Source organism: Cupriavidus sp. 96C5-1 (assembly GCF_057798855.1).
Window position 1 is genome coordinate 23,237 of record NZ_JBYOJU010000060.1, and the last position, 26,299, is coordinate 49,535.

The following is a 26,299-nucleotide window of genomic DNA, read 5'->3' on the forward strand; positions in this document are numbered from 1 at the left end:
CGGATCGCCGGCAACCCTCAGAAAAATAGGAGACCGCAATGCCTCATTCATTTCATCGCTTTGCCCATGTCGTCATGGTTTCTGCCGCGATCACCGTCACCTTGGCCGCTGCCCCCGCCTTCGCGCTCGACAGCGTGAAGTTCATGATCGGCGCCAATCCTGGCGGTGGTTTTGACCAGACCGGCCGTTCTTTGGGCGCGGCGCTGGTTGCCGCCGGGGTTGCCAAGACGGCTTCCTACGACAACAAAGGCGGCGCGGGCGGCACCATCGGTCTTGCGCAGTTCGTCAATACCGACAAAGGCAACCCCAACGCGATGATCGTCACCGGCGCGGTGATGGTGGGCGCGATCGAAACCAACAAGCCGCCGGTCACGCTGAAGAACGCGACCCCGGTGGCACGCCTGTTCGCCGACACCATGGTGATCACGGTGCCGGCCGCGTCGCCGCTGAAGTCGATCAAGGACCTGACCGCGCAGCTCAAGGCCAATCCGGGCAGCGTGAGCTGGGGCGGCGGCTCCAAGGGTTCAATTGACCACATCCTGGCGGGTCTGGTTGCCAAGGAATCCGGTGTGGACCCGAAGAAAATCAATTACGTGCCGTTCCAGGGCGGCGGCGAAGCCTCGGCCTCGATCCTGGGCGGCCACGTGACGGTGGGCATCGCCGGTGTTTCCGAATTCCTGCCGTTTATCAAAAGCGGCAAGATGCGCGCGCTAGCCGTGACGTCTAGGGAACGCACGGCCGATATTCCGACGCTGAGGGAGCAGGGCGTAAGTCTGGAGATCTACAACTGGCGCGGCGTGTACGGCGCGCCGGGCATCACCACAGAGCAACGCAAGGCGCTGGTGGATGCGGTGGTCAAGGCGACTGAAACCCCCTTGTGGAAAGAAACCCTTGCCAAGAACGACTGGGCTCCGTTCTTGCTAACGGGCGATGAATTCGGCAAGTTCGTTGACAACGAGTCTGCCCGCCTGGGTAGTACGCTGCGCGAACTGGGTGTGGCGAAGTAAGCGCCTGGCGAGTATCGTATTGTTTCACCATTTACCTGTTCCCTGCCTGCGGCGTGGCGCTCCATATGCAAGGCGCAGGGGAGTTTGGTGTTTAGCTGCGATACTCAAAAACCAAAAACTACAGATCGCCGGACCCTGCCGCGCCGGGATTAAAAACCGCGGGAAGCGTGAGGTCTACCGACACGACCGCGGGCAACACTTGAATGTCTTAGTAAATCAAATGCAATCGACCGAACCGTCAGACTCCAGCAATACTTGCAGCGACCGCTTGCCCGTTGCCCCAGACTCTTTGACAGACAAGCCACAGACTACCGCTCACAAGCGAAGCGACGCCCCCCGCCGGGCGGTCAAGCTTGTGTTTCGCGACAGCGGATCGGACGACGAGACGCTGCGAGGGATTGCGATCCTCGGCTATAACTAGCTCAATCCACGATGAGCCTGCACGACCGTGCGACATCATTTTTTGTGCATCACTCCAATTGGGCTGAGCGGATAGAAAAGGAGACATCGAGATGTTCTTTCTAAGTCTCTGTGTGGATCGTACTCGTGCTGGGATACCCGTCGGTTCAGCGCGTTCCTTGTTGTCTTGGAGCCCTGAAGGAATGGGCGCGTTGTGGAGAATAAACGCGTTAATGCTCCTTCGGCTGCTGGTTGGGCCGACACCCCACCGACGCCCGTGGAACTCTTGCACGCCGATGCTGAGCGTCGCGCGGCAATGGCGAAATCCACACCTCTCGATGCAACAGGGGTGATGTCTCCCCACGCCAGCTGAGAGTGTCGGAGTCTGTGTCACAAAGTCTGCGTGGAGAGAGCGACCAGGCTCGCCTGTCGCAGATGCATCGGGAGTTCCAACCGTTCCAGCGGCGTTTGGGCACGGCTTTGCTTATTTCTGGCATCATTTGGGCTAATCGCCGGATAGATCGTATCCGGGTAAATCCCAGGTATTGCCAAAAGGTTGCTGATCCGGCTGCTTAGAGATTGAAAGGCGCGGTTACAGCAAGCTCTTAAATAAGCATGCAAATAACGTACCTTTTCAGTTTCCTACCCGTTTTTTTGACGCTGGCCCTGATCCAGGCACCGGCCTTGGCAGCCAATGGCGCGGGTTCCGAAGACTATCCTTCAGCAACGGCCGCGCAGGAAACGGCCAGGGCGCGCGACTCCCGGCCGCAGGCGGGTGGTACATCCAACGCTGTCGGCCGGCCTATGTCGGAGTCGGGGCTGGCTGAGCTCCAGAGCGCGGCGATGGCGCGCTTTCAGGCCCGGGACTATGATGCTGCCATTGCACTTGCGCGGCGCTATCTTCTAGCGGGCGGCACAGATCCGGAAGTGCGGCGATTGCCCGGTCGTGCGTATTTTCTTGGGGGGGATATCCCGAACGCAGCACGCGAACTGCAACTGGAGATCCAGGCAGCCGAGAAAGCAGGACGGGCTCCCTCGGAAGACAGCTTGCGACTGCTCGGCACCTGCTATCTGCGGCTCAAGGATAGCAATGCGTATTCCTGGAGCTTGGAGCAACTGGTGACCTATCACCCACGCAGGGAATACTGGGCTGAATTGCTGGAGCGGACGCAATCCAGACCGGATTTCGGCAAGCGCTTAGCATTGGATGTACAGCGGCTGCGCTTTTTGACCGAAACGCTTGGCAGTGCTGCGGACTACGTCCGTACCGTCAACCTGGCACTGCAGGCGGGTTTTCCACTGGAGGCACGGTCAATCCTCGACAAAGGCTTTGCGAGCGGCGTCATGGGGGCTGGCAAGGAAGCGGAGCAGCACAGGCAATTGCAGGCGCTGGTTCGGACACGTGCGGATGAAGAACGGGCGCGTCTGGCAAGACCCGATAGCGCAACGAAGGCCGCCTCCGCCAAGGATGGGCTTGATCTCGTGCACCTCGGCTTCTCCTATGTGACCAACGGAGAATTCCCGAAGGGAATCGCGCTGATGGAGCAGGGTTTGCGGAAAGGGGGCTTCGGCAGCATCCCGCAGGACACCCGGTTGCGCGTTGGCATTGGCTACCTGCTCGCCGGGCAGAAAGGGAGGGCGATCTCCACCTTCAAGAATGTTGGCGGGATGCACGGCGCTGCGGATCTGGCGAGGCTCTGGGGTATCTATGCGCAGGGGTTGCCAGGATAGTGCCGGCCCTATGCTCCCGCCTCGGGTGACGGGGATGACGAGTGGCCCTGCCGGTGCCATTGCATGGTGACAACCTACCCAGAGGGCTGCGTGCCAGCTTCATGTCCCCGCCGGTGGCCTCCCAGGCAGCGCTGCCCGCACCGATCTCCACCGCAGGCGTACCAAGCCATGAGAACTGGAGCGGCGTATCGCAGGGCAAGGCCTCCATATCACCAAGACGAAGTTGCGGGACCTCTTGCTTAAGGTGATCGGCTACGACAGCAGCCTGCGCAAGATCAAGCTGGCTGTTGCCCGGCGTTCCGGCGAAATCCTGACACGCGAGCTTTCCCCTGTCAATCGGTGGCACTGAGGCGCTTGCTCGGGCGGATTCAGGCAGCAGCATCGGCAGGGATTTCGATCAGGACGCGCAAGCCACGTCCAGCCAGGTTGGGCCGGGCGAAGATGCGGCCGCCGTGCAATGCGATGATGCTGCGGCAGATTGCCAGGCCGAGCCCGCTCCCGGGGACATCCTTGCCGGGTGTGGCGAAGCGGACGAAGCGCTCGAACATATGTTCGCACTGATCGAGATCGAGGCCGGGCCCCTCGTCCTTGATGCCCAAGCGCCAGGATCCATTGTCCAGCGTGGAGGTTAGGACGATGTGGCCTCCGGTCGGGGAGACATGGATGGCGTTGACCAGCACGTTGAGCAGGACCTGGCGCATCCAGCGCGGCTCGAATAGTGCCACGCCAGCTCCCGCGTGGGTGACCTCGAACACCAGTCCGTGGTGCTCCGCGAGCGCGGTGGCGTCCTGGTTGAATCCATCGAGAAAGGCGGCCGGATCATACGGTTTGAGTTCAAGTGCAATGGCTTGCGCATCTGCGCGCGACAGGAACATCAGGTCCTCGATGATGCGGGTCAGGCGCGCGACTTCCTCCAGTTGAAACTGCACGGCCTCGGCGAAGGCGGGCGGCATGCCGGGCGAGCGCACCATTTGCTCGGCGTTCAGGCGGATCAGGGACAGCGGCGTTTTCAGTTCGTGGGATGCCTCGGAGGTAAAGCGCCGTACCTGCTCGAAGGCGCTTTCGATGCGGTCGAACATCTGATTGAGCAGCCGCGCCAGATCGGATATCTCATCGTGGACATCGCCTACGGGGATGCGTCTGCTGAGGTTATCCTGGCGGATCCCATCGGCAGTATCGCGGATCAGCCGAATCGGTGCGAGCACCAGCTTACTGAGCCAGAGTCCGATGCCAAGGCTCATGACTAGCATGGCAAGCAGTAGGCCCGCGCAGATCTGTACATAGCTGTGCATGACGTTGCGCACAGGTTGCAAGGGGGTCGCTATGGTGGCGGTGAATGGCGTCATCGAAAAGTCTGCCGCCCTGACTTCCCCTATGCCGGGGATGATTGAACTATATCGGGACTGCCCCGGAACACTCGGAATGGTCTGATCCTGCAGGTTGGTCGAGCGAAACACAACGCCTTGCTGCGGGGCGTCAATATCGATATAGAAAAGTGCCGGCGCTTGATCAGTGGTTTCGCGAATCCGCATTTCGATGAACGGAGCGCTGAGCGTAGAGTAGTCCGGACCCAGGCGCACCGCGATTTGCTGGTACTCGGCTTCATTGAGCAGATCCAGACCGTGCAGGAGGTGATTCTCGAGCAGCAAGTAGCCGGCAGCGAATAGGCCGGCAAGCGTTGCCGTGGCGGCTGCGCCATACCAGACCGCGATGCGAGCACCAATGGAACTCATGCGAACTGGTAGCCCACGCCACGCACGGTCTCGAAGAAGATCTTACCGGATGTGCCTTCTAGCTTGTTACGCAAGCGGCTCATATAAACGTCGATCACGTTGGTGTCGACATCGTGGTGCGAATTCCAGATCTTCTCCGCAATCAGGGTGCGAGTGAGAATGCGCCCCCGGTTGTGCATAAAAATCTCGAGCAAAGCGTACTCCCGGCTGGTCAGTTTCACCGGTTTTCCATCCAGCGTGACGCTATGGTTCAGCAGATCGAGATGCAGTCCTTCATATTCCAGGACTGTCCTTTTGACGCAGAAGTGGCGCCGCACCAGGGAGCGCACGCGAGCACGGAGCTCCTCCATACTGAACGGCTTCGCCAGGTAGTCGTCGGCGCCGAGGTCCAGGCCCTTGACGCGGTCATCCACGGAATCCCTGGCACTCAGAACCAGCACCGGCTCATTGAAACCAATTTCGCGCCACTGGCGCAGTAACTCAAGACCATCGCCATCTGGCAGCCCGAGATCTAGGACGATGGCGTCAAAGGTCGTTTCCGCTAGGGCATCGCGGGCTTCCTGGCAGCTGTGGGCCCACACGGTGGTGTAGTTGCACTCGGCAAGGCCGAGCTTGATGAAATTGCCCAGTCGCGGTTGATCTTCGACGATGAGAACCTTCACGTTGATCGATTCCTTCCCTAGTTCAGTGACATAGCTGCATTACTTTCAAAGCGCCCTGCATCGCTTTCAAGTTTTTGCAAATACATGTTGCGATTTGCTTTCGGGAGTCTAGCTGGAAGCGCACTAGTAGTGCCATCGGTACAAACCGCAGCCCACTTGCGGCCGCGGAGTTCTTCTCCCGTTCCAACTGCTATCCCCCTGATGTGCCTCATCCTTGCCCACGTTGTTTTCTCTTTTCTATCCCCTTGGTGTTTTCCCGATGCGCGAGATAAAAGTGATTTTAGATACACGCAACTACCCTTTCATTAAAGAATATTTAGTTTTTCTTCAGGGAATGTTCATGTGCGGCGCAGACGATTCAGTTCCGCGGTCCCGGGATCGAAATGCGACGAAACCTGGGAACAGCGCACCTCACTCGTAAACCAAAAAAGGGAGCAAATTGTGGAGACACTAGCAAGAATCGCCTTCGGTGCCGCACTCTGTTTTTCGGCCGCCACCGCAAGTGCCCAGGCTGTGCCCGCCAATGGCACCGTTGGCACCGCCGCCACCCCCAAGAACTGGACGGCGCCGTCGCACAGGATGCTGGCGCAGGCCCTGGTCGACGAGACCATGGCCAAGCACCCGGAATTGCTGAGCCTGACGCTGCAGGGCGAGCCGCCGGGTCACAAGGACGTGCACACCATGTTCGCCGGTTCCTTCCCGGAGCGTATCGGAAAGAAGTCGTCAGACGTGGATTCCCTGGTCATCACCAAGGGCTACTCCATTCTGGACCCGCGCTGGAAAATGAACGACTCACCGCGCAAATCCACCTACCTGCTGCCTTTGCGTGACAAGGCCGGCCAGAACATCGGCCTGGCGGTGATCGTATTCAAGAACCCAGCGGCGACTAACAAGACAGAGAAGGACTTCTTCCCCGCCGCAGCCGCGATCCGCGACGATCTGGCCGCGCGCACGCCCAGCCATGCGGCGCTGTTCGCGCCGATCCAGTAAGCGCGCCGCGCGAAATCAAAGAACCAGGAGACCCTTATGCGATTCACTCGATCCCTTCTTGCTTTGGCGGCCGCGGCCGTTACCGTCGCCATGCCGACTGAAGCGGCTGAGCCGGCGGGCTACCGCGTTGTCTCGAGCATCAAGACTGATGGTCAGGGTGCCATCCAGGGCCTGCGTGTCGACCAGGCGGCGCGCCGACTCTATGTCGCCCGTGCCGGCGCAGTCGAGGTCGTCGATATCGACAGTGACAAGAAGGTGGGGCAGGTCGCGGTGAAGGGCGGTGCGACTGCGGTGGCGGTGGCGCCAGATCTGCGGCGCGGCTTCGCCGCCAGCGCGAGCGATAACAGCATCACCATCTTTGACCTGAGCACTCTGCAGGTACTCAAGACCGTGAAATCCACTGGCACCGAGCCCTCGGCGCTCGAGTACGAGCCGGTCTCCAAACGCGTCTTCGTTGCCAATGCCCGCGATGGGAAGCTGACCGTGCTCGGTGCGGAGAGCGGCGATATTGTCGGGAGCATCGCGCTCGGCGGCAAGCTGCGGGGCATCGGCTCGGATACCCGCGGTGACGTGTTCGTGGCCGACGTCGAGCGGAATGTCCTGCACGTGGTCAGGACCAAGGATCTGTCCAGCCGGGGCAGCATCGCCACATGGCCGGCCACCAAGCCCACAGCGCTGACCGTCGACGACAAGGAGCGCCGCATCTACGTATCGACCGGCAGCGGCCGTCTGGTGGTGATCGATCCGGACATTGGGCAGATGGTGGGCTACGTCCCGATTGGCAGCGGGGACGCCGGTATCGCAGCGCAGTATGCGCCGAACCGGTTTGTGCGCCTGTTCGTGCCGAGCGCCGACGGCGCCCTTACCGTCGTGCAAAACGCCAAGTTGACCGCGTCGGTGGAGAGCAAGCTGCCCTCGTCGGGTTCCCGCTCTACTGCCGTGGCGGTGGATGGGAAGAGCGGCCGGGCTTACCTGGCTGGCGGTTCCGAAGTCCTGGTCCTGAACAAATAGAACGTATCCATACCCCGGGAGAGAGTGTTTCATGAAGAGCTCAATCATTCGTTTGACGGCCTGCGCGGCCGTCATGCTGGCGGCGGCCGCGACGGCCGCCCCCGTTTCGCCCACCGCCCTGAATGGCAAGTCGGCGCTGTTCGTCGTCGGCGAGGCCAAGAAGGGCCAGCCAAACGACGACGGCCTGATCAAGGAATACCTTGAGTCGCGCGGTGTGAACGTGACGCTTGCCAGCGCCAAGGACAGCACCGCGGCGGCGCAGGGCAAGGACCTGGTCATTATTTCCTCGACGGTGGATGCGCGCGTGCTGGGCGACCGCTACCGCACCGTGCCAGTGCCGGTGGTGACCTGGAACGCCTACAGCTTTGGCGAAATGGACATGACCGGGAAGGCCCTGCACAAGGATTTCTCGGTGGTCCGCGAGAAGGTCTTCCACAACGCCAATCATGCCGCCTACTATGCATACTCGGTCAGTGGCACGAAGCCGATCAACCAGGCCGCGGGACTGCCGCAGGGCATCTTCGCGCCGCTGACCTTTAGCGCGGGCGAAACTGATCCGAGCTGGGGCAAGCCGACGCTGGCCGCAGATATCTCGGTGTACTTCGAAGGGGATCCGGACAAGGCGGCGGTGTTCTCATACGAGAAGGGCTCGTTGATGGCGCATGAAACCCCCGCGCCCGCGCGCCGCGTCGGCCTGTTCTTGGGCGACAACAGCTTTTCTGTGCTGACGGATGCCACCGGGCCGGCCGCGCAGGATCCCAAGAGCCGGGACTGGTTTGCCGGTCGCAAGGTGTTCGACGCGGCGCTGCGCTGGGCGGTCAGCCCGCCGGACGCGCCGGCGCCAAAGCAGGACGTCGCCCAGTTCGAGTCCAGGCTGGCGAGTTTCGCCAAGGGTAAGAAGGTGCTGTATGTGCGCCGGTTCGACATGCCGTGGCCGGCCAACGAGGCGTCTGACCAGGCGCATCTCGCGTGGTTACGCGGCCTGGGATTCGAAGTCACTGCGGTTGACCAGATGGAGCCTGACAGTCACGCCAAGGGCAAGGACCTGGTCATCGTTTCCGCGTCCACCAACAAGTACAAGATCGGCAACAAGTACTCGGACATCAGCGCACCGCTGGTGGTGCAGGAAGCCAAGGCCGTGGACTCCTTCCACATGGTGGGCCGCCGCCGCAACACGGATTATGGCGTCAACGACCACAAGGAAAGCCTCTATCCGCCGGAGAACTATGTGCAGCTGCTGCGCCCGGCCCACCCGCTGTCGGCCGGCTTCCCCGCAGGCAACTTCAAGCTCTACAAGACGCCTGGAGTGTTAGCGTGGTCGCGCGTGCCGCCGGGCGCCGAGGTCATTGCTTCCATTCCCAACCAGCCAGAACACGGCACCTTCTTCGGTTATGAGAAGGGCGCCTCGATGGCCAACGACCATATCGCGCCGGCACGACGCCTGCTGTTTCCGATGGACGCCACGCGCTTTCCCGACCTGACGGACGAGGGCCGGATGCTGTACGGCTCCGCCTTGATGTGGGTACTGAGCGCAGCCCAGGGCAAATAGAGCAAGACGCCGGACGGGGCATGCCCGGTCTGGCCTGGTAGGCCGAGCGCTGGAGCGGGCGCCAACGATGCTCAGTCCGAGCCGGCTTCGATTAGATCGCTACATCCTGGAGACTATCACTATGTCCAGATTCTCGCTTCGCCGCGGCCTGTTGGCCTTGGTGCTTTTGCCTTGCTTTGCCCCGGCCTTCGCCGGGCAGCCGGACGCGGCCGGGTCCGTACACGCGACCGTCACCCACGCCGAGGGCGCCGCGCCGCCCCAGGGCTATCTGTCCCAGCTCGCCTCTTGGCGCGCCGCGCGCCTGGTGTCGAATGCGCAGGTACTCGCGGCGCGCCCCGGACAGGACAAGCCTGGCTTCTCCACTATCACGTTGCTCGACTTCCGTAACGAGAAGGCATTCACGCAATGGCACGAACAAGCCAGCAGGCAGCTTGGCGCCAGCGCCAGGATTCGCCGGGCGGACGTGGTGCGCAAGGAGGGCAAGCAGCCGCTCGCGTCGGCGGAGCCGGTCTACGTCGTGAGCTTCTACGATACCCTGGTGCCACCCGCCGAGTACAAGGTCTATACCGACCAATACATCGTGCCGAACATGCACAGCCAGCAGGGCTTCGGCGTCATGGGGCGCTATGCCATGTACCTGGAGCGTGAGCCCGGCGGCGCGAAAGGCCGCTCGGTGCTCGTCATGGAGTATGTCGATCAATCCGCCTTCGCGCAGCGCGACGAGGTCAAGAAGAAGGGTAGCAAGGTCCTGCTTTCCGACCCGCGATGGAAGCAATACAACGACATCAAGGGCACGATCCGCACGCACACGTCCGAGGCCGTCGCTTCGGCGCTGAAACTGAACTAAGCCAGCACCCGGGTGCTTCCCGGCGGCCGTCCGCCGCCACGGGAGGCACGGCGTGCCGGGGCAAGCGAACCAGCAGGGCGGCGCTCGAGAAGCGCCGGGAGAATCGGAGACAGGACGCATGAAAACAAGAAAGACGCGACGCCCCGGGCTGACGCCGGTGCTGTGCTCGGCGATTGGCTTTGCCGGCATGTGCTTGCCGGTTTGGGATGCGATAGCGGATGATCGCGAGAAGAAAGCCCCCGTAGCCCAAAATGCCGCTGACCCGGCCGGCGACGGTGGCGGGGCGGCCGAGGCAGGTTCGCTGCCGATGACCAAGACCGTGGTGTCCAGCGAGGACATCGAGGACAAGCAAGACGGCTACGCGGAAGCGGTCAAGAACGTCGCGGGCGTGACCAGCAACAATGCACGGGGCACAGCCAACGACAGCATCAAGATCCGTGGCATCCAGCTCAATCTCTTCAACAGTTATCGCCTAAACGGTGGCCTGCCCACCGCGGGCGTGATCTCCTCGCCCACGGAAAACAAGGAGCGCGTGGAAGTGCTCAAGGGGGCTAATGCGCTGATGTTCGGTATTGCGAGCCCGGGCGGGATCGTCAACTTGGTGACCAAGCGCGCGGGCGACAAGGACGTGGCGACGGCGACCACTTCCGGTAATTCCTTCGGTCAGTATGGCGCTGCCGTCGACCTCGGGCGCCGGTTCGGCGAAGACAAGCAAGTCGGCTTGCGCGCCAATGCATCCGCCACGCACTATGAGAATGGCGTCGGCGGGGCTTCCGGCAACGGCAAATTCGTCAGCCTCGCCGCCGATTGGCAGGTGTACCGGGACCTGTCGCTCAAGTTCGACTACGAGCACTATACGCGCGACGTTGCCGAACAGGCGCTTATCAACGTGCTCAAGCCCGTCAACGGCGTGATCCAGGTGCCGCGCGTGCCGGATCCGACTCGGCTGCTGTCGGGTACCTGGGCTCTCTATAGCCCGCGCACCGACAACTACCAACTTCGCGCTGACTACAAGCTAGCGAAGAACTGGAACCTGATGGCCGAAGCGGGGCAGTCGCGATCCTACCGTTCGCGCTTCACCACGCGTATCGGCAACTACAATCTCGACACCGGGTTGGGAACTGCCACCACCAACATCGTGCGGGACCAGCGCTACGTCAACAAGTTCTACCGCACGGAAATCGATGGTCGTTTTTCCACGGGCATTTTCAAGCATGACGTAACCGTTGGGATTTCCTCCAGCGAGCGCGACGCCAACCAGCCGAGCACCGTCAGCGTTGTCACCGGGCAACAGAGTATCTATAACCCGACGCCGCTGCCTGCACCGCGCGTCCCCACTGCGCCATTGACGTATACGCCGCAGCGCAGCAGTGACATCGGCGTCTATGTCTACGATGCCGTGCAGCTGCATCGCCAGTGGAAGCTCCTGGTCGGTTTGCGGGAAACCTTCTATGAGGCAACCAATACCAATGCCAACGGCAGCAAGACGACGTCAAGGAGCCGGACCCGCTCGCCCGCCGTTGGTCTGCTCTACGACGTGTTGCCGCACACCACGCTCTATGCGAGTTACATGAAGGGTTTGGAGGAGACTGGCAGCGCTCCGATTGGTGCGGTCAACCAATACCAGATATTACCGCCTGCTTCCGCGACGCAGGTGGAGATCGGCTTGCGTACCAGTGTGAACGGCGTGCACGGCAACGTTGCCCTGTTCGATATTTCGCGCGCGAATGCGGTGGTGGATCCCGTTTCCAATATCTTCCGGCTCGACGGGACCAACAAGTTCCAGGGCGCCGAGGCGACGGTGAGCGTGGATATCAACCGGCAGTGGACGGTCAATGCGGCCGGGCAGTATCTGCGAGCGGAGCAGAACCCGCACTTCAACCAGACCCTGCGCGGACTGGTGCCGGAGAATACGCCGAAGCTCACCGGGAATCTCACGGTGGTGCATAAATCGCCCTGGTTGCAGGGCCTGACTGTGAATGCCGGCGTTGCCTACGTCGGACCGCGTTTCGTCAACGCCCTGAACCAGGCCCAGATTCCCGGCGTCGCGCTGTACTCCGCAGGGCTTGGCTATGCCACCCGCATCGCCGGACGCAAGGCGGCTTTCCAGTTGAGCGTCGATAACCTGAGCAACAAGCGCTACTGGAACTCCGTCTCCAGCGGTACCTACGGGGCTGGTATGGAGCGCAGCCTGCGCTTCAATGCGAAGGTCGACTTCTGACGTGGCGTCCTGCTCGTACCGGCCGTTATCGGCAAGTATCGGCAAGTATCGGCGGAACCCGTGCTCCGGCATGGGTTCTGCTGCGCCGAAACTGAAATCTACCTGATGCGCCACGCGGGCTGCCTGTCTGCCGCCTTGTGCCTCAATGGGCGGAAGGGAACCGCGCGTGGCCGCGAGCAAGCGATCCGCCGCGAATATGAACACGAGCACGGATACGCGACGCGGCAAGAAGAGACGCGAATTGACTCGAACTCAGACTGGAACTAACGGATGCGCCTGATAACGATCGGCCGCCTTGCGCTGCTGCTGGCTTGTTCGAGCGCGCAGGCCGAAGACCTGCTGGACGCGTGGCGCGCGGCCCGCGCGCACGACGCTTACTTCGCCGCTGCCGGCGACGCCTGGACGGCGGGGATGGAGCAGGCGCAGCAGGGCGACGCCGGGGTGCTGCCGGTGGTCAGCCTGGATGGCAATGCCAAGCGAGTGGATAAGGACTATCGCTCCGGCATGGCGGCCACCAGCAGCAAGCACGGCTTCGGGCAGCAGTACAGCGCCGCAGTTTCTGTGGTGGCGCCCATCTATAACCGCGCGGCCTTCGTCACCCGCGACCAATCCCGCCGCCAGACCGAGCAGGCGCGGTTGCGCTATCTGGCAGCCGAGCAGGAACTGATCCTGCGCGCCGCCAAGGCGTATTTCGATGTGCTGATTGCCCAGGAAAACGTCAACTTGGTCAAGGCGCAGTCCGAAGCCGTGGGGCAGCAACTGGCGCAGGCGCAGAAGATGTTCGAGATCGGCCTGGCAAGCGTGACCGATCGCGACGATGCGCAGGCGCGCTTCGACACCATCATGGCGGCCGGCATTGCCGCGCGCAACGACCTGGAGGTCAGGGCCAATGCCTACCGCACGCTCACCAGCCTGGATCCGGCGCGGGTCAGGTCTATCTCGCCGGCGGTGTCGGAGGCGGCAGTCGCGCCCGAGGCGCTGGTGTCACTGCTGTCGCAGGCGCGCCTTGGCAACCTGACGGTACAGGCGCAGCAGCAGGGTGCGGAGATCGCACGGCTGGAGATCGACCGCTTCCGCCTGGAAAGCTCGCCGGTGCTGTCGCTGGTGGCGTCGGTGGGGCATCAGTTCGATCATGGCAGCATTTCTTCGTCGGGAGGCCGCGACCGCACCCTGAATGGGGTGGTGGGCCTGCAGTTGTCGATCCCGCTCTATACCGGTGGCGCGCGTGAATCTCGGCTGCGGCAGGCCCATGCGCTGGCCGGCCAGCAGGCCAACACGCTGGAAGCCCTGCAGCGCGATGCGGAGCAGCAGGCCCAGCAGTATTTCCTCGATATGGTAAACGGCAGCGCGCGCGTGCGAGCGCTGGAGCAGGCGCGCGCCTCGGCGCAGACCTCGGTGGCGTCCAGCAAGCTGGGCCGCCAGTTGGGCATACGTACGGTGATCGAAGTGCTCAACGCCGAGCAGGCGTATTACCAGACCCTCTTCAATCTGGTGGTGGCCCGCTACGGCGTGCTGTTCAGCAAATTGCAGCTGGCCGCGGCCATCGGGAACTTGCAGGAACCCGAGCTTGCCAGCGTCAACGCCTGGCTGACTGGGCCGGCCGCTTCCGCGTTGCCAGCTATTCCGTAGCGGCGGTGGAACGCGAACCTCAGGCATGTCCTCCCGAGTCCAACCGCGTTTGCGGCCACTTCCACTCAAATCAAATCCGCACCAAGCCATGATCCGTCTGAAAAAACGAAGCGCGATAGTGCTGGCGGTGCTCGCCGCGGTGGCCATCGGCGCCTGCGTCGCCAATGGCCCTGACCTGCTTGCGCTCATGGCCTTCCGCCCGGCGGCCAAGCCGGAGAAGGCCGCACCGCTGGTCAGCCTGACCACCGTGCAGACGCGCGACCTGCCGGTGAAGATCCTGGCGCAGGGCCACCTGGTACCGCTCAACCAGGTCGATGTCCGGCCCCAGCGCAATGGCACTATTCGCGGCGTGCATTTCAAGGAGGGCGACGATGTCGAGGCGGGCCAGCTTCTGTTCACGCTAGATGCGGCGGATTCAACCGCACAGCTCAATCGCTCGCAAGCGCAGGCCGCGCAGATCAAGGCCCAGCTCGACGATGCCCTGCGCGACTACGGCCGCTCGAAGGAGATGCTGAAATCGCGCTTTATTTCCTCGGGAGCAGTGGAAACCAGTGCCAGCAAGGTCGAGGCCCTGCAGGCCCAATACCGCGCCGCGCTTGCCGATGTGGAGAGCGTTCGCGTGCAGGTGGAGCGCACGCGGATCCTGGCGCCGATCTCGGGCAAAGCTGGTGCGGTCAAGGTGTATCGCGGCACGCTGGCACAGGAGGGCAACGCGAATCCGCTGGTGACGTTGGTGCAGTTCGATCCCATCGGCGTCGAGTTCAATATCCCGGAGCGGCACTTGGCGGCTGTGCTGGCAGCGCGCGCGGGGAACGCATTGACGGTCAGTTTGCAGACGGGCGACGGCAGCGAGGTCGAGGGCCGGGTGACCTTCCTGAACAATACCGTCACGGCCAATACCGGCACCATCAGCATGAAGGCGAGTCTTCCGAACAAGACGCAGGCGCTTTGGCCAGGTGCGTTCGCCCGCGTTACGCTGGGCGCGGGATACAGCAAGGGCGCGATCGTGCTTCCGCCGCAGGCCGTGATCGAAGGACCTGCCGGTCATTTCGTCTATGTGGTGACTGAGACCAGCGAAGTCGGCATCAAGCCGGTGACCCTGCTGTACATCCAGGATCGCCAGGCGGTGGTGGAAGGGCTGTCTGGCGGCGAGCGCGTGGTGCTCGAGGGCAGCCAGAATCTGCGCGCCGGCATGAAGGTCAGGGTGATGGGCAAGGATGCCAGGCGTGCCGACGCCAACGGCGCCGGCGGAGCGGCATCATGAGCATCGCGAAATTCTCGATGCAGCGCCCGGTGGCGATTATGCTGCTGTGGCTGAGCGTGGTTGTCACCGGACTGGTCTGCTGGTTCCAGTTGCCGATCTCGGCGCTGCCAAAGTACGAGACGCCGATCATCGAAGTCAAGGCAAAGCTGCCCGGCGCCAGCCCGGAGAATATTTCGACTTCGGTCGCCACACCGCTGGAGAAGGAGTTCTCAGCCATTCCCGGCCTGCTCAGCACCACCTCGGAAAACATCCAGGGCGAGACCAAGATCCGGCTCGAGTTCTCGGCGTCGCGCGATATCAACGATGCCGCCGCCGACGTCCAGGCCGCCATGTTCCGCATCAGCCGCTCGCTGCCGGCGGACATGCCGACCCCGCCGTCGTACAGCAAGGTCAATCCGGGCGACGCCCCGGTGATCAACGTAGGTATGAGCTCGCCGACCATGCCGATGGCCGAGCTGAATGCCTATATCAATAGCTTGGTGGTGCCGGCGCTCTCGGCCATCGACGGCGTGGCGCAGGTGCTGGTGACAGGCCGCAAGCGCCATGCGGTGCGCGTGGAGGTGGACCCGGACCGCCTCGCCGCGCTCGACCTCACGCTGATCGAGGTGAGCGCGGCGCTGAAGACGGCCAACTCGAATGTGCCGCTGGGCCAGTTCGACAACCGGCGGCAGATGCTGATGCTACAGATGTCCAACCCGCTGATGCGGGCCAAGGATTTCGAGAAGGTCGTGATCGCCAACCGCCAGGGCCAGGTGATACGGCTGGCCGATATCGGGCGGGTGCGGGACGGCATGGAGGATGCGCAGAACACGAGCGAGATCAATGGCGTCAACTCGGTGCTGTTGCAGATCAAGCGGCAGCCCGCAGCCAACACCGTGGAAACCGTGGATGCGGTGAAGGCGCTGCTGCCCAGGCTGCAAGGCCAGTTACCGGGCTCGGTGCGTATCGAGGTCATGGGCGATCGCTCGGTGTCGATCCGCCACGCAATCCACGATGTGAACCTGACCCTGCTGCTGACCATCGCGCTGGTGGTCATGGTCATCCTGCTGTTCCTGCGTCACTGGTCGGCCACGTTCATTCCCGCAATCAGCTTGCCGCTGTCGCTGTTGGGCACCTTCGGCCTGATGTATGCGATGGGACTGAGCCTGAACAGCATCTCGCTAATGGGCCTGACCATTGCGGTGGGACTGGTGGTCGACGATGCGATCGTGGTGCTGGAGAACATCATGCGCTATATCGAGGAAGGCTTGAAGCCGTACGACGCCGCGGTGCGCGGCGCCAGCGAGGTGAGCTTCACTGTGATGTCGATCTCGGTATCGCTGGTCGCCGTGTTCATCCCCATCTTCTTCATGCCGGGCACGGCGGGCCTGATTTTCCACGAGTTCGCCATCGTGGTTTCGCTGTCCATCCTGGTATCGGCCGCAGTGGCCCTCACGCTGATCCCGGTCCTGGTGCCCATGACGATGCGCCATGTGCCGGCCGCGACCGAAGTGCCCGCTTGGCTGCGATGGTTCGAGGCTGGCTTCGCGTGGCTGGCGCGGCGCTACGAGCTCGGTCTCGACTGGGCCCTGGCCCACCGTAAGACGGTACTCGCGGTGGGCTTCGGCACCGTGGTGCTGACCGGCGTGATGTATGCGCTGGCCCCCAAGGGCTTCTTTCCGCAGGAGGATATCGGGCAGATCGAGGCCAAGGTCAAGACCGCCCAGGATATGTCATACGAAGGACGGCTGGCGGTGGTGCGGGAACTGCAGGCCGTGCTGCAGAAGGACCCGGCGATCGAGGCACTGTGGTTCAAGGTGGACCACGACACCACCCGCTTCACTATGGACCTGAAGCCGCCCGGCCAGCGTCCGCCGATGAAGGAAGTGGTCGCACGGCTGCGCAAGGCCACCGGCTTCCTGCCCGGCATCAAGGTGAATTTCAGTCCGGCGCAGAGTCTGAAGATCGGCTCCAGCGGATCGACCAGCGCTTACCAGTACATCCTGCAGTCGATCGGCTCGGATGCGCTGGATCTGTGGGCCGGCCGCATGCATGCGGAGCTGAAAAAATCCGACGTCTTCGTGGGCCTCGAGAACGACTTCGAGAAGGAGGGTCTGCAGGTCACAGTCGCGATCGACTGGGACCGGGCCGCCGCGCTGGGTGTTGACATGGCTGCCGTGCGCAACACGCTGTATGGTGCCTACGGCACGCGCCAGGTGTCCACCATCTATGCCACCGACGGCAGCTACCAGGTCATCATGGAGATGGCGCCGGAGCATCGCCGCGACGAGAGCGACCTGTCCCGCATCTATGTGCGTGGCGCCGGCAACAGCATGGTGCCCCTGAGCGCTTTCGCTACAGCCACACGCGGCAAGGGTACGATGACGGTCCTGCATCAGTCCCAGTTGCCGGCGATTACGTTCTCCTTCGATCTCGCCAACGGCAAGTCGCTGTCCGACGCAACTGCCGCCATCGATGCGGCCCGACAGAAGATCGGCATGCCCAGCAGTGTCTTCGGCAGCTTCGGCGGGCAGGCGGCCTTGTTCGCGGAAGCACAGCGTACCCAGCTGTGGCTGATCGCCATTGCGGTGGCGGTGATCTATGTGGTGCTTGGCATGCTGTATGAAAGCTGGATCCATCCTGTGACGATCCTGCTCGGCATTCCGTCGGCGGCGCTGGGGGCGCTGCTCGCCTTGCGGCTGGCGGGGCTGGAACTGACGTTCATTGCCATGATCGGCATCCTGCTCCTGATCGGCGTGGTGAAGAAGAACGCCATCATGATGATCGATTTCGCGCTGGACGCGCAGCGCAATAGCGGCGCATCGCCCGCCGAAGCCATCCGGCAAGCCTGCCTGCTGCGCTTCCGCCCGATCATGATGACCACGCTCTGCGCGATCGTGGGCGCGGTGCCGCTGGCGCTGGGGATCGGCGCGGGGGCCGAGCTGCGCCAGCCGCTGGGCATTGCGATTGTCGGTGGGCTGGTCTTCTCGCAGATGATCACGATCTTTATCACGCCGGTGTTGTACCTGTGGTTCGGCCAGTTGGGCCAGCGCCGCCGGGGCACCGGGACAAGCCGCGTGGCGGCGACGGAGGTTGCCGATGGCATACATTGAAAGCGCTGGCGTCTGTCTGCGCCCGTTCATACAGCGGCTGTTGCCGGCTGTCGCCATGATCCTGGCTGGCGTTGCCACCGCCGCGCCGGCCGGTGATACAGGTGCCGCCAGCTGGGCACGCGAGGGCCGTCCGCTGCCGCGCCCCGAGTTTCTGCAGCCACGGCTGGACGACGCCCTTCCTGTCTACCAGCCTTGTTCTGCGCAGCCATTGCAGGGAGCGCTTGAAGGCAGCGTACCGGCGATCCTGCCGAAGCTCGTGCAGGGCTGGATCGGCGCGTTCCAGCAGCGGCATCCCGGCGTGCGCATCAATGCGCCGCCGCCGTACCTGGCGCCCCAGGGGGCTTTGAGCCCGCCGCTGCGCAAGTTTCTCGATGGCGGCGGCGATTTCGCCCTGGTGTCGCGAGATATGACAGCATCCGATGTGGCGGCGTTCCAGCGCGCGCATGGCGTGCCCCCGCAACCTGTCCCGGTGGTGGGCGGCGCCTGGCGGCACTTCGGCTTTGTCGATGCGATCGGTGTGGTGGTCAACGAGACCAATCCGGTGAAGGCGCTGACGCTGGAGCAGCTCGATGCGGTTTTCTCGAAGAGCCGGCTGCGCGGACACGGGCCCGTGCGCACCTGGGGCGACCTCGGCGTGGCTGCCTGGGCCGACCGGCCGGTACGTGTGGTGGGCGCGGCGTCGTGGCGCGGCGCGGAAGCGTCGGCGCGGGCCGTCGTTATGCAGGAGCGGGTGCTGAGCGTGAGCGAGGCCCGGGGGCAGTGGCGCGACGACATCGCCGTCAGGGGCACCGAGGCGGATGTGCCGGATCAGGTCGCCGCGGATCCCTATGCCATCGGCTTCACTGGCATGGGGCACCTCGTCGCCGGCATCAGGACAGTGGCCTTGGCGCAGGAACCCGACAGCGTGGCGGTGGACGCCACTTACGAAGACGTTGCGCTGGCGCGCTACCCGCTGGCGCGCGTGGCCTACCTGGTGCCGGCCCGCAGCGCCGGTCGCTCAGTCGACCCGGTACTGAGGGAGTTCATCCGTTTTATCCTCAGCCGCGATGGCCAGCGGATCGTGCTGGAACAGGGCGTGATGCTGCCGTTGCGCGCCCCGCAGGCGGTAGCGGCGCTGCACCTGCTGGGCGGTGAGCCCGATGCCTGCGGTCCGCCGGATGTCAATTCACGCGAGATGCCGCAATGACGGCGTCACTGCATCATACGGAAACGTGCCACGAGTGCACATCAAAGGGCAGCGTGCAACACGGTGTAGCCCGGCGCGCGCAGGTAATGCAGATGATCTAGCTTGGACAGCGCCGGATCCAGCCTGACAATGCGCTGGAAGCCGATCCGAACGAAGTACTCCTCGGCGTTGCTGGTAGCCAGCATGGCGGCGATCGCGCCGTGCAGCCGGGCGTGACGGATGACGGCGGCGAGCAGCAATTCTCCTAGGCCGGCGGCATGGGCGCGATCCACCATCGCCATGTCGCTTAGCAGCAGGACTCTGTTCCTAATTTCCGCTTGTACGCAGGCCAGCAGGCCCGCGTTTGCCGGCACTACCCAGACAGAGTCGATATGGTCCATGGAGTGAGCGCGACCGGACACAGGGCACTGCGTAAGCAACTGCTCGATCTCGGCGAGCTCCGTTGGTCTAGCTTGACGCGGACGCATCGGCAAATTCCTATAAGTAGTGATCGGCTCATCCCGCGCGGCTTTTTTGACGTCTAGAATCGGGACGTTTAAGGACTCCAGAGAGGCGTCTTTACATTCGGGATCCAGCATGGCGGACGGCTAGGCAACGCAGCTCTCAGCAGTTGCTCATCGACACCTGAAGGCTAACGGCGCGGCATGAATCCTGTCTGAATTCAGTCTGAAAAACCATTCACGATGCCGTGGCGACGCTGCCTGGGGCGGAGCACAATCCGTAATGATGTGATCACGATACACGTGCGCGGCGTCGTGCACGTATAACCCCAAAACAGGATGAGAGAGTCCACGACGCCTGTCAATGCGCCAGCAGTCGTGGGAAGCTGTCTCCGTGTTCCGCTGAATCTCAATGGCCGGTTTGAAGCTTGTCGGGGGAGTGCGCCGAGGGTCGGGGGTTCAAGTCCTGCCTCCGCAACAATACGCAGTATGAAAGTCCGCTCGGTTGGCGCCGCGCGGGTTTTCGCGTTTCAGAAATTGCTCAACTCTTCGAGTTGAGATGCGTCGCAGACAGACCGCACCACGCGATTTCGGCCGGCCAGCTTTGCTGCGTAGCAGGCACTGTCCGCAGCGCGAATCCATTGGTCCCAGGGCTGGTTGCTGGCGTCGACCCATGCGACGCCGATGCTCACCGTGACCCGGACCTGCGTGTTGGCGGTATCGACGGCCATGGCTTCGACGCGCTTTCGCAACCGCTCCGCGATTTCCCCAGCCTTGTCCGCGCTGACTTTGGGAAGATAGAGCGCAAACTCCTCGCCACCGAATCGCGCGAAGGCATCACTCGTGCGCAGACTACCCTGAACGGTTCTGGCGAAGGCGGTCAACACCTGGTCGCCCACGGGGTGGCCGAAACGATCGTTGATCAACTTGAAGTGATCGAGATCGAGGATGGCGACGGCACTACCGGGGAGCGCCTTGGCTGGCAGACGGGAGAGGAACCACCGCCGATTGCCGACACCGGTCAGGATGTCAGTCTGCGCCGCGAGCAGGAGTGCTGCCTCGGTGCGTTCACTGACCAGGGCTATCACGAGAAGTGCGATCAAGAAATTGCAGAAAATCTGCAGGAAAAGGGCCGTGGCCAGGTCGAACGAGTTAGCGATGTTGCCGACGACAAAGATGAGACGAGCCGCTTCGATTGCCGCACTGGTTGCCAGGCAGACAATCAGGGGGAGCCGCGAGGGGAGCGGATCACTGAGGCGATCTCTCCAGAGTTCGAAGGCCGAGGCGGCGAGAAAGTATACGGCGGTGAGATGGTAAGCGCTGGCTCTCAGGGCGTCGACGAATGGAAACTGAGTGATGATCCCGGCAATGAGCCATCCCAGAGGTACGGAAAGCATTAGCCAGCGATAGATTCCGCGCCGTCCACTCACGCTGCGTATGCCTCCCCAAACCAGCACGTAGCCCGTGGTGACGAGCAGGAGACCAAGATGCGCCCACAGCCATTGAGGCAGAGTGGCCTGCTTACCCAGGGAGGATAGGGTGGCGCCAGCAGCCAATGCGCTGAACGCAATGGCCAGCATCGCCAATCCGCCTGGTTTGGTGGATTTCCGGCGGGAGTTCAGGATGCCAAAGGCGCCCGCCAATACCGAGGTATCGTGAAGCAGGAGGGTCGTGGCCAGATCAATCGTGATGCGCATAGGTCCGACGACCAGAGCGTACGCCGCCGAAGCCGCAATTGAAAAGGGATGCTTTGCTAAGCAAAAGCATGCGGCGGGCAGATCACCGAGCGCAACAATGTATTACCCCGCGCAGGAGGGGTGGTGTCGAGAATATTGCGCCAATTATTTATTTCATGCGTTTTAAAGATAAAAAGTTATTCGGTCGAGACCGGCGGCGCTACGCAGATCTGTCGGATTTTTGATATGACTTGTAGTCGCGAGCGTGCGCCTAGCTTAAAAATAATGGACGAAACGTGTTATTTTAATAGTATATATTATTGGCGAAATTCATGAAAAGCGATGAGCAAGGCCGCTTTGGATAGCGAAATTCTTGAAGTGAAAAAGAGAAAACCCGTCGAAGCTTGCCATCCAATCGTAAACCGGTGCAAATATCTAACAGGTTTAAGCCATCGGGATTTTCGATCGGGAATCGAAGATCCGCTTCCATCCACGAGCGTGAGCGGCTTGCACGTCCATCATGAGGTTTGCGCGGACGCGGACTTTGATCGGATCGACTGGATTGGCGATATCCGGTGCAGGTTGGGGCGTTTTGCCACCGAGCGCGAAGCTCGACGGGAATGCCTGCGTGCGCTTAGGGATCCGGAAACCACGCCTTCGGCGTTCACGCATGGACTGATGACGGTTCCCGGCAAATACCGACGTACTGCCTGACTGATGACCGCTGCCGGAAATCGGTGATCATGATAGAGAGGGCTCGCTCTCGTCATCGCACCATCGTACGCGACAGCCCCAGCAACATGACAATGCCAAACGGAAATCTTGCCGAGGCAGATCCAATCCCCATGGAGATCCTGGCAGTGCCGCGTAGGGTTCGCGATCACCATGCACTGTCGTTTAAGCGAACTTATTATCCTTTTAACGCATTACTTTCTATACCCATCCCTCCATCGAAGGGTACGTTAGCATCTTTTCCAGTTTGATAATTATCCGGCACATCTTAAAATGCAAATCGAATACAAGTAAGATAAATAATTATTTATTATTAAAAAATCCGGTGAACAGGTGAACCAAGCAATTCTGGAATATCTTACTGAGCGTCAATGCTCTTCGCAATGGCGCGATACGCTGGCTGCGCTCGGGGAAGAACTGGTCGCGTCCATGGACGTCGCCGGTTTGCGTGCGGTCATGTGGCGAGTTGGCGTGCGGTTTGCCCAACGTTTCGATACCGGGACCTGCACCACGCTCGCTGAACTGGAGCGGGCAATCGCCCAGATCTGGCTGGATGTGGACTGGGGCTGGACCAGTATCGAGGATGCCGGTGGCGCCCTGGTGATCCGACACTATTGCGCGCCACTGCAGGCAGCGCTGGGAGGCAGCGCAAACGACTGGTCGCCGGCGTTCCTGGAGGGGGCGTATCAGCACTGGTTCCACAAACTCGGTTCCTCCGAGACATTGCGAGTCAGTCAGAGCACGCCGATCGATGCGACCGGATGCGTGGAGTTCCGGTTTGGACGCTGAAATGTGTCGGCAGGTCTGCGCCGCGGCCAGGGCCGTCCTTCCGTGAGTGAGAGGTCATGAGCCAGTCCGACGATTTGTTCAAGCTGTTCCGGCGCTTTGGCGGCAAGACGGAATCCTACAAAGAGATCGTGCGCGGGGATGCGGCGGCGCATGCGCGCGAGCGCTGGCCTTTGCTGTCCGCCGTACAGGTTGATCGCACTGCCACGGTGCCATCGGTGCAGCGGGCGCTGCAGGAACACGAGGGTGGCTTGGAGGTTGCCTGGCAGCGCGTGCCGCATGCGCCCTTGTGGCGCACGCAGTCCGTTAGCCCGTCGCCGGTGGAACCGGACCGTGTCGCCGCGGTGTCCTTGTCCACACCTGCTACCTCGGCGATAGCTCCACGTTTCCGCACGCCGGAAGGCATGCCGCCGGCGAGTCCCGTCGCGGCGACAGCCGCGGCATCGGCGGTAGCGTCGTCGGCGACGCTACCGGTGTTCAGCCCAATGTCCGCCCCTACGTCTCGGCAGACCAGCATCTGGGCGCCCGCGGCGGCGCCGGCCGAACCCGCCCATGCGGCCGGCGCCAAGTTGTCCCAGGTCTTCGCGCGGCTCGAGGGCCGGCCGGAACCGGCCACTTCCAGTGAGCGGGCTCCCGCGCGCCGTTCCTTCCTTGATCGGCTGAATCGCTCGTGAAGATTGTCGCTGTTGTCTCGGCCAAGGGCGGCGTGGGCAAGACCACCCTGTCTGCCAATTTGGCCGAAGCCATGGCCGCGGCAGGGGACCGGGTACTCGCGATGGATCTCGACCCGCAGAATGCACTGCGCCTGCATTTCGCCATGCCGCCCGAGAACACCTCCGGCCATGCGCGCTCTGCACTGGCGGGCCAGACTTGGCACCACGGTACGTACCAAGGCCGCTCGCGTGTGCTGGTTATGCCATTTGGCTCCCTCAACGACGCAGACCGCGCCGCATTCGAAGCTCACCTGTTGGCGGATCCGAGCTGGCTGCATCGCCAACTCGCTGTAGTTGGACTTGGGCCGGACGACGTGGTGGTGCTCGACACTCCGCCCGGCCCATCGCCCTACATGCGGCAGGCACTGTCGTGCGCCCAGTTGTGCTTAGTGGTCTCTTTGCCAGATGCCGCTTCCTACGCCACCCTGCCGCTGATGGACGACTTGATCCAAACCTATTGTGAGGGGAGGTCCGACTATCTTGGGCATGTGCTGGTGATCAACCAGGTCGATGTGAACCGCCAACTTGGCAAGGACGTGGTGCAATTGCTCCGTGCCAAATTGGGTGAACGGGTGCTGGGCATGATTCACCAGGATCAGGCTGTGGCCGAGGCACTCGCTCATGATCTCAGCGTGCTCGAATACGACCCACAGTGTCCAGCCACGCACGATCTGCTGCGCTGCGCTGCATGGGTGCGCCAAACATTGGCCGTGCAGGGAGGCGCCGCGTGAAGCCAGTGGATCCGCGGGCCCTTGACGGCGCCCAACGAGAGGGTATCACCCACCGCTCGCTAGCGGGCCTCTCGACTATATGTCAGCGCATGATCTCTGGGCTTGTCGGACTGTCCCTGTGGAACAGCGCCCCGGTTCGGGCGATCACGCTGGCGCTCGCGCTGGTGATCTCGGTGCCGCTGGATTTCTGGCAGCAGATCGCCTTCACTACGGCCTGCTTCGGGCTAGCGCTGTGGCTGAACCGGGTCAAGGGGCGCTTGGCCACGCTCATGGTGATGTTGCTGTCGATTGCGGCATCCAGCCGGTATATGTACTGGCGCCTGACCGAAACCATGGGCTTTGGCGGCTGGTTCGACGCCGGCTTCGGAATCGGGTTGATGCTGGCCGAGCTATACGCGTTCGTGACACTGATGCTGGGCTACTTCCAGACCGCGTGGCCGCTCCAGCGCCGCCCGGTGCCGATGCCGCCGGACAGCGCGAACTGGCCCACGGTCGACATCTTCATCCCGACCTACAACGAGCCGCTCTCGGTGGTGAAGCCGACGGTGTTCGCCGCCATGTCGCTGGACTGGCCGCGCGACAAGATCAATGTCTATGTGCTCGACGACGGCCGGCGGGAGGAATTCCGCGAGTTCTGCGAGCGGGTCGGCGTCACCCACGTCACGCGCAACCACAATCGCCACGCCAAGGCCGGCAATATCAACGAGGCGCTCAAGAACACGTATGGCGAGTACGTGGCGATCTTCGACTGCGACCACATTCCCACCCGCTCCTTCCTGCAGATCTGCATGGGCTGGTTCCTCAAGGACGGCAAGCTGGCCATGCTGCAGACGCCGCACTATTTCTTCTCGCCGGATCCGTTCGAGAAAAACCTGCGCACCTTCCAGGAAGTGCCCAACGAGGGCGAACTGTTCTACGGCCTGGTGCAAGACGGCAACGATCTGTGGGACGCAACGTTCTTCTGCGGCTCGTGCGCCATCATCCGCCGCGCCCCGTTGCTGGAGGTCGGCGGCATCGCGGTGGAAACCGTGACCGAGGACGCGCACACCGCGCTCAAGCTGCACCGCAAGGGCTACGGCACCGCCTACCTGGCGATTCCGCAGGCGGCGGGGCTGGCCACGGAAAGCCTTTCGGGCCACGTGGGCCAGCGTATCCGCTGGGCGCGCGGCATGGCGCAGATCTGCCGGGTGGACAATCCGCTACTCGGGCCGGGCCTGTCGCTCCCGCAGCGGCTGTGCTACCTCAATGCCATGCTGCATTTCTTCTATGGCCTGCCGCGGCTGGTGTTCCTGACCGCGCCGCTGGCCTACCTGCTGTTCGGCGCCCACGTGATCCAGGCCTCCGCGTTGACCATTGCCATCTTCGCGCTGCCCCACCTGCTGCACGCGAACATGAGCAACTCGCGCATCCAGGGCAAGTTCCGGCATTCGTTCTGGAACGAGGTCTACGAATCGGTGCTGGCGTGGTACATCATGCGGCCGGTGCTGGTGGCCTTCGTCAACCCCGCGGCCGGCAAGTTCAACGTGACGCCCAAGGGCGGGGTGATCGAGGAAGCCTACTTCGACTGGGTGATCTCGCGGCCCTACCTGGTGCTGCTGCTGTTCAACCTGCTGGGCGTGGTGGTGGGCTTCCTGCGGCTGTTCCTGTGGAACCAGTTCGAGGCCACCACGGTGGTGCTGAACCTGATCTGGACCTTCTACAACCTGATCATTCTCGGCGCTTCCATTGCTGTGGCCAGCGAGACGCGGCAGATCCGCGTGGCGCACCGGGTGGCGATGAAGCTGCCTGCCACGTTGCATTTCGCCGATGGCCGTGCCGTGGTGTGCGAGACCATCGACTTCGCCGAGGGCGGCATCGGCATGCGGCTGCCGCCGGGCATGAAGGCGACCGTAGGCGACGC

General features: G+C 62.6%; 20 protein-coding genes. 16 read left to right on the forward strand and 4 right to left on the reverse strand.

Translation table 11 applies throughout. The features are described 5' to 3' along the window. The first annotated feature begins 38 nt into the window (after positions 1–38). On the forward strand, positions 39–1,007 hold the full coding sequence (locus AC3FOF_RS39835) for a Bug family tripartite tricarboxylate transporter substrate binding protein (protein ID WP_488729737.1): 969 nt from the start codon (positions 39–41) through the stop codon (positions 1,005–1,007). Positions 1,008–2,021: 1,014 nt separating this feature from the next. Beyond that, positions 2,022–3,137, forward strand: a complete 1,116-nt coding sequence (locus AC3FOF_RS39840; RefSeq protein WP_488729738.1) for a tol-pal system YbgF family protein — start codon at positions 2,022–2,024, stop codon at positions 3,135–3,137. 368 nt (positions 3,138–3,505) lie between these two features. Here AC3FOF_RS39840 and AC3FOF_RS39845 read toward each other — a convergent pair whose 3' ends face one another. Both AC3FOF_RS39845 and AC3FOF_RS39850 read right to left on the reverse strand, forming a co-directional pair. Next, complete coding sequence (locus tag AC3FOF_RS39845) at positions 3,506–4,870, reverse strand: sensor histidine kinase (protein ID WP_488729739.1); 1,365 nt, start codon at positions 4,868–4,870, stop codon at positions 3,506–3,508. Further along, positions 4,867–5,532 (reverse strand): response regulator transcription factor, encoded by a 666-nt coding sequence (locus AC3FOF_RS39850; protein ID WP_276269359.1) that lies wholly within the window; start codon positions 5,530–5,532, stop codon positions 4,867–4,869. The genes AC3FOF_RS39845 and AC3FOF_RS39850 overlap by 4 nt, the downstream gene beginning before the upstream one ends. Before the next feature lie 342 nt (positions 5,533–5,874). Between AC3FOF_RS39850 and AC3FOF_RS39855 the strand changes: the two genes are divergently transcribed. The 9 genes from AC3FOF_RS39855 (at position 5,875) to AC3FOF_RS39895 (ending at position 19,321) form a co-directional block, all read left to right on the forward strand. Next, a complete protein-coding gene (locus tag AC3FOF_RS39855) occupies positions 5,875–6,522 on the forward strand; it encodes a hypothetical protein (protein WP_488729740.1) in 648 nt (215 codons plus the stop codon). A 36-nt stretch (positions 6,523–6,558) separates the two neighbouring features. Continuing rightward, complete coding sequence (locus AC3FOF_RS39860) at positions 6,559–7,533, forward strand: YncE family protein (protein ID WP_488729741.1); 975 nt, start codon at positions 6,559–6,561, stop codon at positions 7,531–7,533. 31 nt (positions 7,534–7,564) lie between these two features. Then, on the forward strand, positions 7,565–9,082 hold the full coding sequence (locus AC3FOF_RS39865; RefSeq protein WP_488729742.1) for a hypothetical protein: 1,518 nt from the start codon (positions 7,565–7,567) through the stop codon (positions 9,080–9,082). Positions 9,083–9,203: 121 nt separating this feature from the next. After that, on the forward strand, positions 9,204–9,929 hold the full coding sequence (locus AC3FOF_RS39870) for a hypothetical protein (protein WP_488729743.1): 726 nt from the start codon (positions 9,204–9,206) through the stop codon (positions 9,927–9,929). A 118-nt stretch (positions 9,930–10,047) separates the two neighbouring features. Next, positions 10,048–12,150: a TonB-dependent siderophore receptor gene (locus AC3FOF_RS39875; RefSeq protein ID WP_488729744.1), complete on the forward strand. Its 2,103-nt coding sequence runs from the start codon at positions 10,048–10,050 to the stop codon at positions 12,148–12,150. A gap of 270 nt (positions 12,151–12,420) precedes the next feature. Beyond that, on the forward strand, positions 12,421–13,779 hold the full coding sequence (locus AC3FOF_RS39880) for a TolC family outer membrane protein (protein ID WP_488729745.1): 1,359 nt from the start codon (positions 12,421–12,423) through the stop codon (positions 13,777–13,779). An 88-nt stretch (positions 13,780–13,867) separates the two neighbouring features. Beyond that, positions 13,868–15,043, forward strand: a complete 1,176-nt coding sequence (locus tag AC3FOF_RS39885; protein WP_488729746.1) for an efflux RND transporter periplasmic adaptor subunit — start codon at positions 13,868–13,870, stop codon at positions 15,041–15,043. Further along, complete coding sequence (locus tag AC3FOF_RS39890) at positions 15,040–18,135, forward strand: efflux RND transporter permease subunit (RefSeq protein ID WP_488729747.1); 3,096 nt, start codon at positions 15,040–15,042, stop codon at positions 18,133–18,135. The genes AC3FOF_RS39885 and AC3FOF_RS39890 overlap by 4 nt, the downstream gene beginning before the upstream one ends. Beyond that, on the forward strand, positions 18,122–19,321 hold the full coding sequence (locus AC3FOF_RS39895) for a PstS family phosphate ABC transporter substrate-binding protein (RefSeq protein WP_488729748.1): 1,200 nt from the start codon (positions 18,122–18,124) through the stop codon (positions 19,319–19,321). The genes AC3FOF_RS39890 and AC3FOF_RS39895 overlap by 14 nt, the downstream gene beginning before the upstream one ends. Positions 19,322–19,362: 41 nt before the next feature. On the opposite strand, the gene AC3FOF_RS39900 is transcribed toward AC3FOF_RS39895, so the two are convergent. Both AC3FOF_RS39900 and AC3FOF_RS39905 read right to left on the reverse strand, forming a co-directional pair. Continuing rightward, positions 19,363–19,899, reverse strand: a complete 537-nt coding sequence (locus AC3FOF_RS39900; RefSeq protein ID WP_488729749.1) for a GNAT family N-acetyltransferase — start codon at positions 19,897–19,899, stop codon at positions 19,363–19,365. A 392-nt stretch (positions 19,900–20,291) separates the two neighbouring features. After that, complete coding sequence (locus tag AC3FOF_RS39905; RefSeq protein ID WP_488729750.1) at positions 20,292–21,458, reverse strand: GGDEF domain-containing protein; 1,167 nt, start codon at positions 21,456–21,458, stop codon at positions 20,292–20,294. Between the two features lie 321 nt (positions 21,459–21,779). Here AC3FOF_RS39905 and AC3FOF_RS39910 point away from each other — a divergent pair, with 321 nt between their 5' ends. From AC3FOF_RS39910 to bcsA, 5 genes are all read left to right on the forward strand, one after another. After that, positions 21,780–22,151, forward strand: a complete 372-nt coding sequence (locus AC3FOF_RS39910; RefSeq protein WP_488729751.1) for a hypothetical protein — start codon at positions 21,780–21,782, stop codon at positions 22,149–22,151. Positions 22,152–22,502: 351 nt separating this feature from the next. Further along, entirely contained in the window at positions 22,503–22,958 is a 456-nt protein-coding gene (bcsD, locus tag AC3FOF_RS39915) for a cellulose biosynthesis protein BcsD (RefSeq protein WP_488729752.1), read from the forward strand. 56 nt (positions 22,959–23,014) lie between these two features. After that, positions 23,015–23,629 carry a cellulose biosynthesis protein BcsP gene (bcsP, locus tag AC3FOF_RS39920; protein ID WP_488729753.1) on the forward strand — a complete coding sequence of 205 codons (615 nt, stop codon included), beginning with the start codon at positions 23,015–23,017 and terminating at the stop codon, positions 23,627–23,629. After that, on the forward strand, positions 23,626–24,399 hold the full coding sequence (bcsQ, locus tag AC3FOF_RS39925; protein ID WP_488729754.1) for a cellulose biosynthesis protein BcsQ: 774 nt from the start codon (positions 23,626–23,628) through the stop codon (positions 24,397–24,399). Before bcsP ends, bcsQ begins: the two co-directional genes overlap by 4 nt. An 89-nt stretch (positions 24,400–24,488) precedes the next feature. Further along, the coding region (gene bcsA, locus AC3FOF_RS39930; protein WP_488729755.1) for a UDP-forming cellulose synthase catalytic subunit at positions 24,489–26,299 on the forward strand (1,811 nt) is incomplete at its 3' end.

Bases quoted from the DNA above. Each gene is read 5' to 3' on its own strand.
- AC3FOF_RS39835 (WP_488729737.1), top strand. From the start codon at position 39: ATGCCTCATTCATTTCATCGCTTTGCCCATGTCGTCATGGTTTCTGCC.
- AC3FOF_RS39840 (WP_488729738.1), top strand. From the start codon at position 2,022: ATGCAAATAACGTACCTTTTCAGTTTCCTACCCGTTTTTTTGACGCTG.
- AC3FOF_RS39845 (WP_488729739.1), bottom strand. From the start codon at position 4,870: ATGAGTTCCATTGGTGCTCGCATCGCGGTCTGGTATGGCGCAGCCGCC.
- AC3FOF_RS39860 (WP_488729741.1), top strand. From the start codon at position 6,559: ATGCGATTCACTCGATCCCTTCTTGCTTTGGCGGCCGCGGCCGTTACC.
- AC3FOF_RS39865 (WP_488729742.1), top strand. From the start codon at position 7,565: ATGAAGAGCTCAATCATTCGTTTGACGGCCTGCGCGGCCGTCATGCTG.
- AC3FOF_RS39870 (WP_488729743.1), top strand. From the start codon at position 9,204: ATGTCCAGATTCTCGCTTCGCCGCGGCCTGTTGGCCTTGGTGCTTTTG.
- AC3FOF_RS39875 (WP_488729744.1), top strand. From the start codon at position 10,048: ATGAAAACAAGAAAGACGCGACGCCCCGGGCTGACGCCGGTGCTGTGC.
- AC3FOF_RS39880 (WP_488729745.1), top strand. From the start codon at position 12,421: ATGCGCCTGATAACGATCGGCCGCCTTGCGCTGCTGCTGGCTTGTTCG.
- AC3FOF_RS39885 (WP_488729746.1), top strand. From the start codon at position 13,868: ATGATCCGTCTGAAAAAACGAAGCGCGATAGTGCTGGCGGTGCTCGCC.
- AC3FOF_RS39890 (WP_488729747.1), top strand. From the start codon at position 15,040: ATGAGCATCGCGAAATTCTCGATGCAGCGCCCGGTGGCGATTATGCTG.
- AC3FOF_RS39895 (WP_488729748.1), top strand. From the start codon at position 18,122: ATGGCATACATTGAAAGCGCTGGCGTCTGTCTGCGCCCGTTCATACAG.
- AC3FOF_RS39900 (WP_488729749.1), bottom strand. From the start codon at position 19,899: ATGCTGGATCCCGAATGTAAAGACGCCTCTCTGGAGTCCTTAAACGTC.
- AC3FOF_RS39905 (WP_488729750.1), bottom strand. From the start codon at position 21,458: ATGCGCATCACGATTGATCTGGCCACGACCCTCCTGCTTCACGATACC.
- AC3FOF_RS39910 (WP_488729751.1), top strand. From the start codon at position 21,780: ATGAGCAAGGCCGCTTTGGATAGCGAAATTCTTGAAGTGAAAAAGAGA.
- bcsP (WP_488729753.1), top strand. From the start codon at position 23,015: ATGAGCCAGTCCGACGATTTGTTCAAGCTGTTCCGGCGCTTTGGCGGC.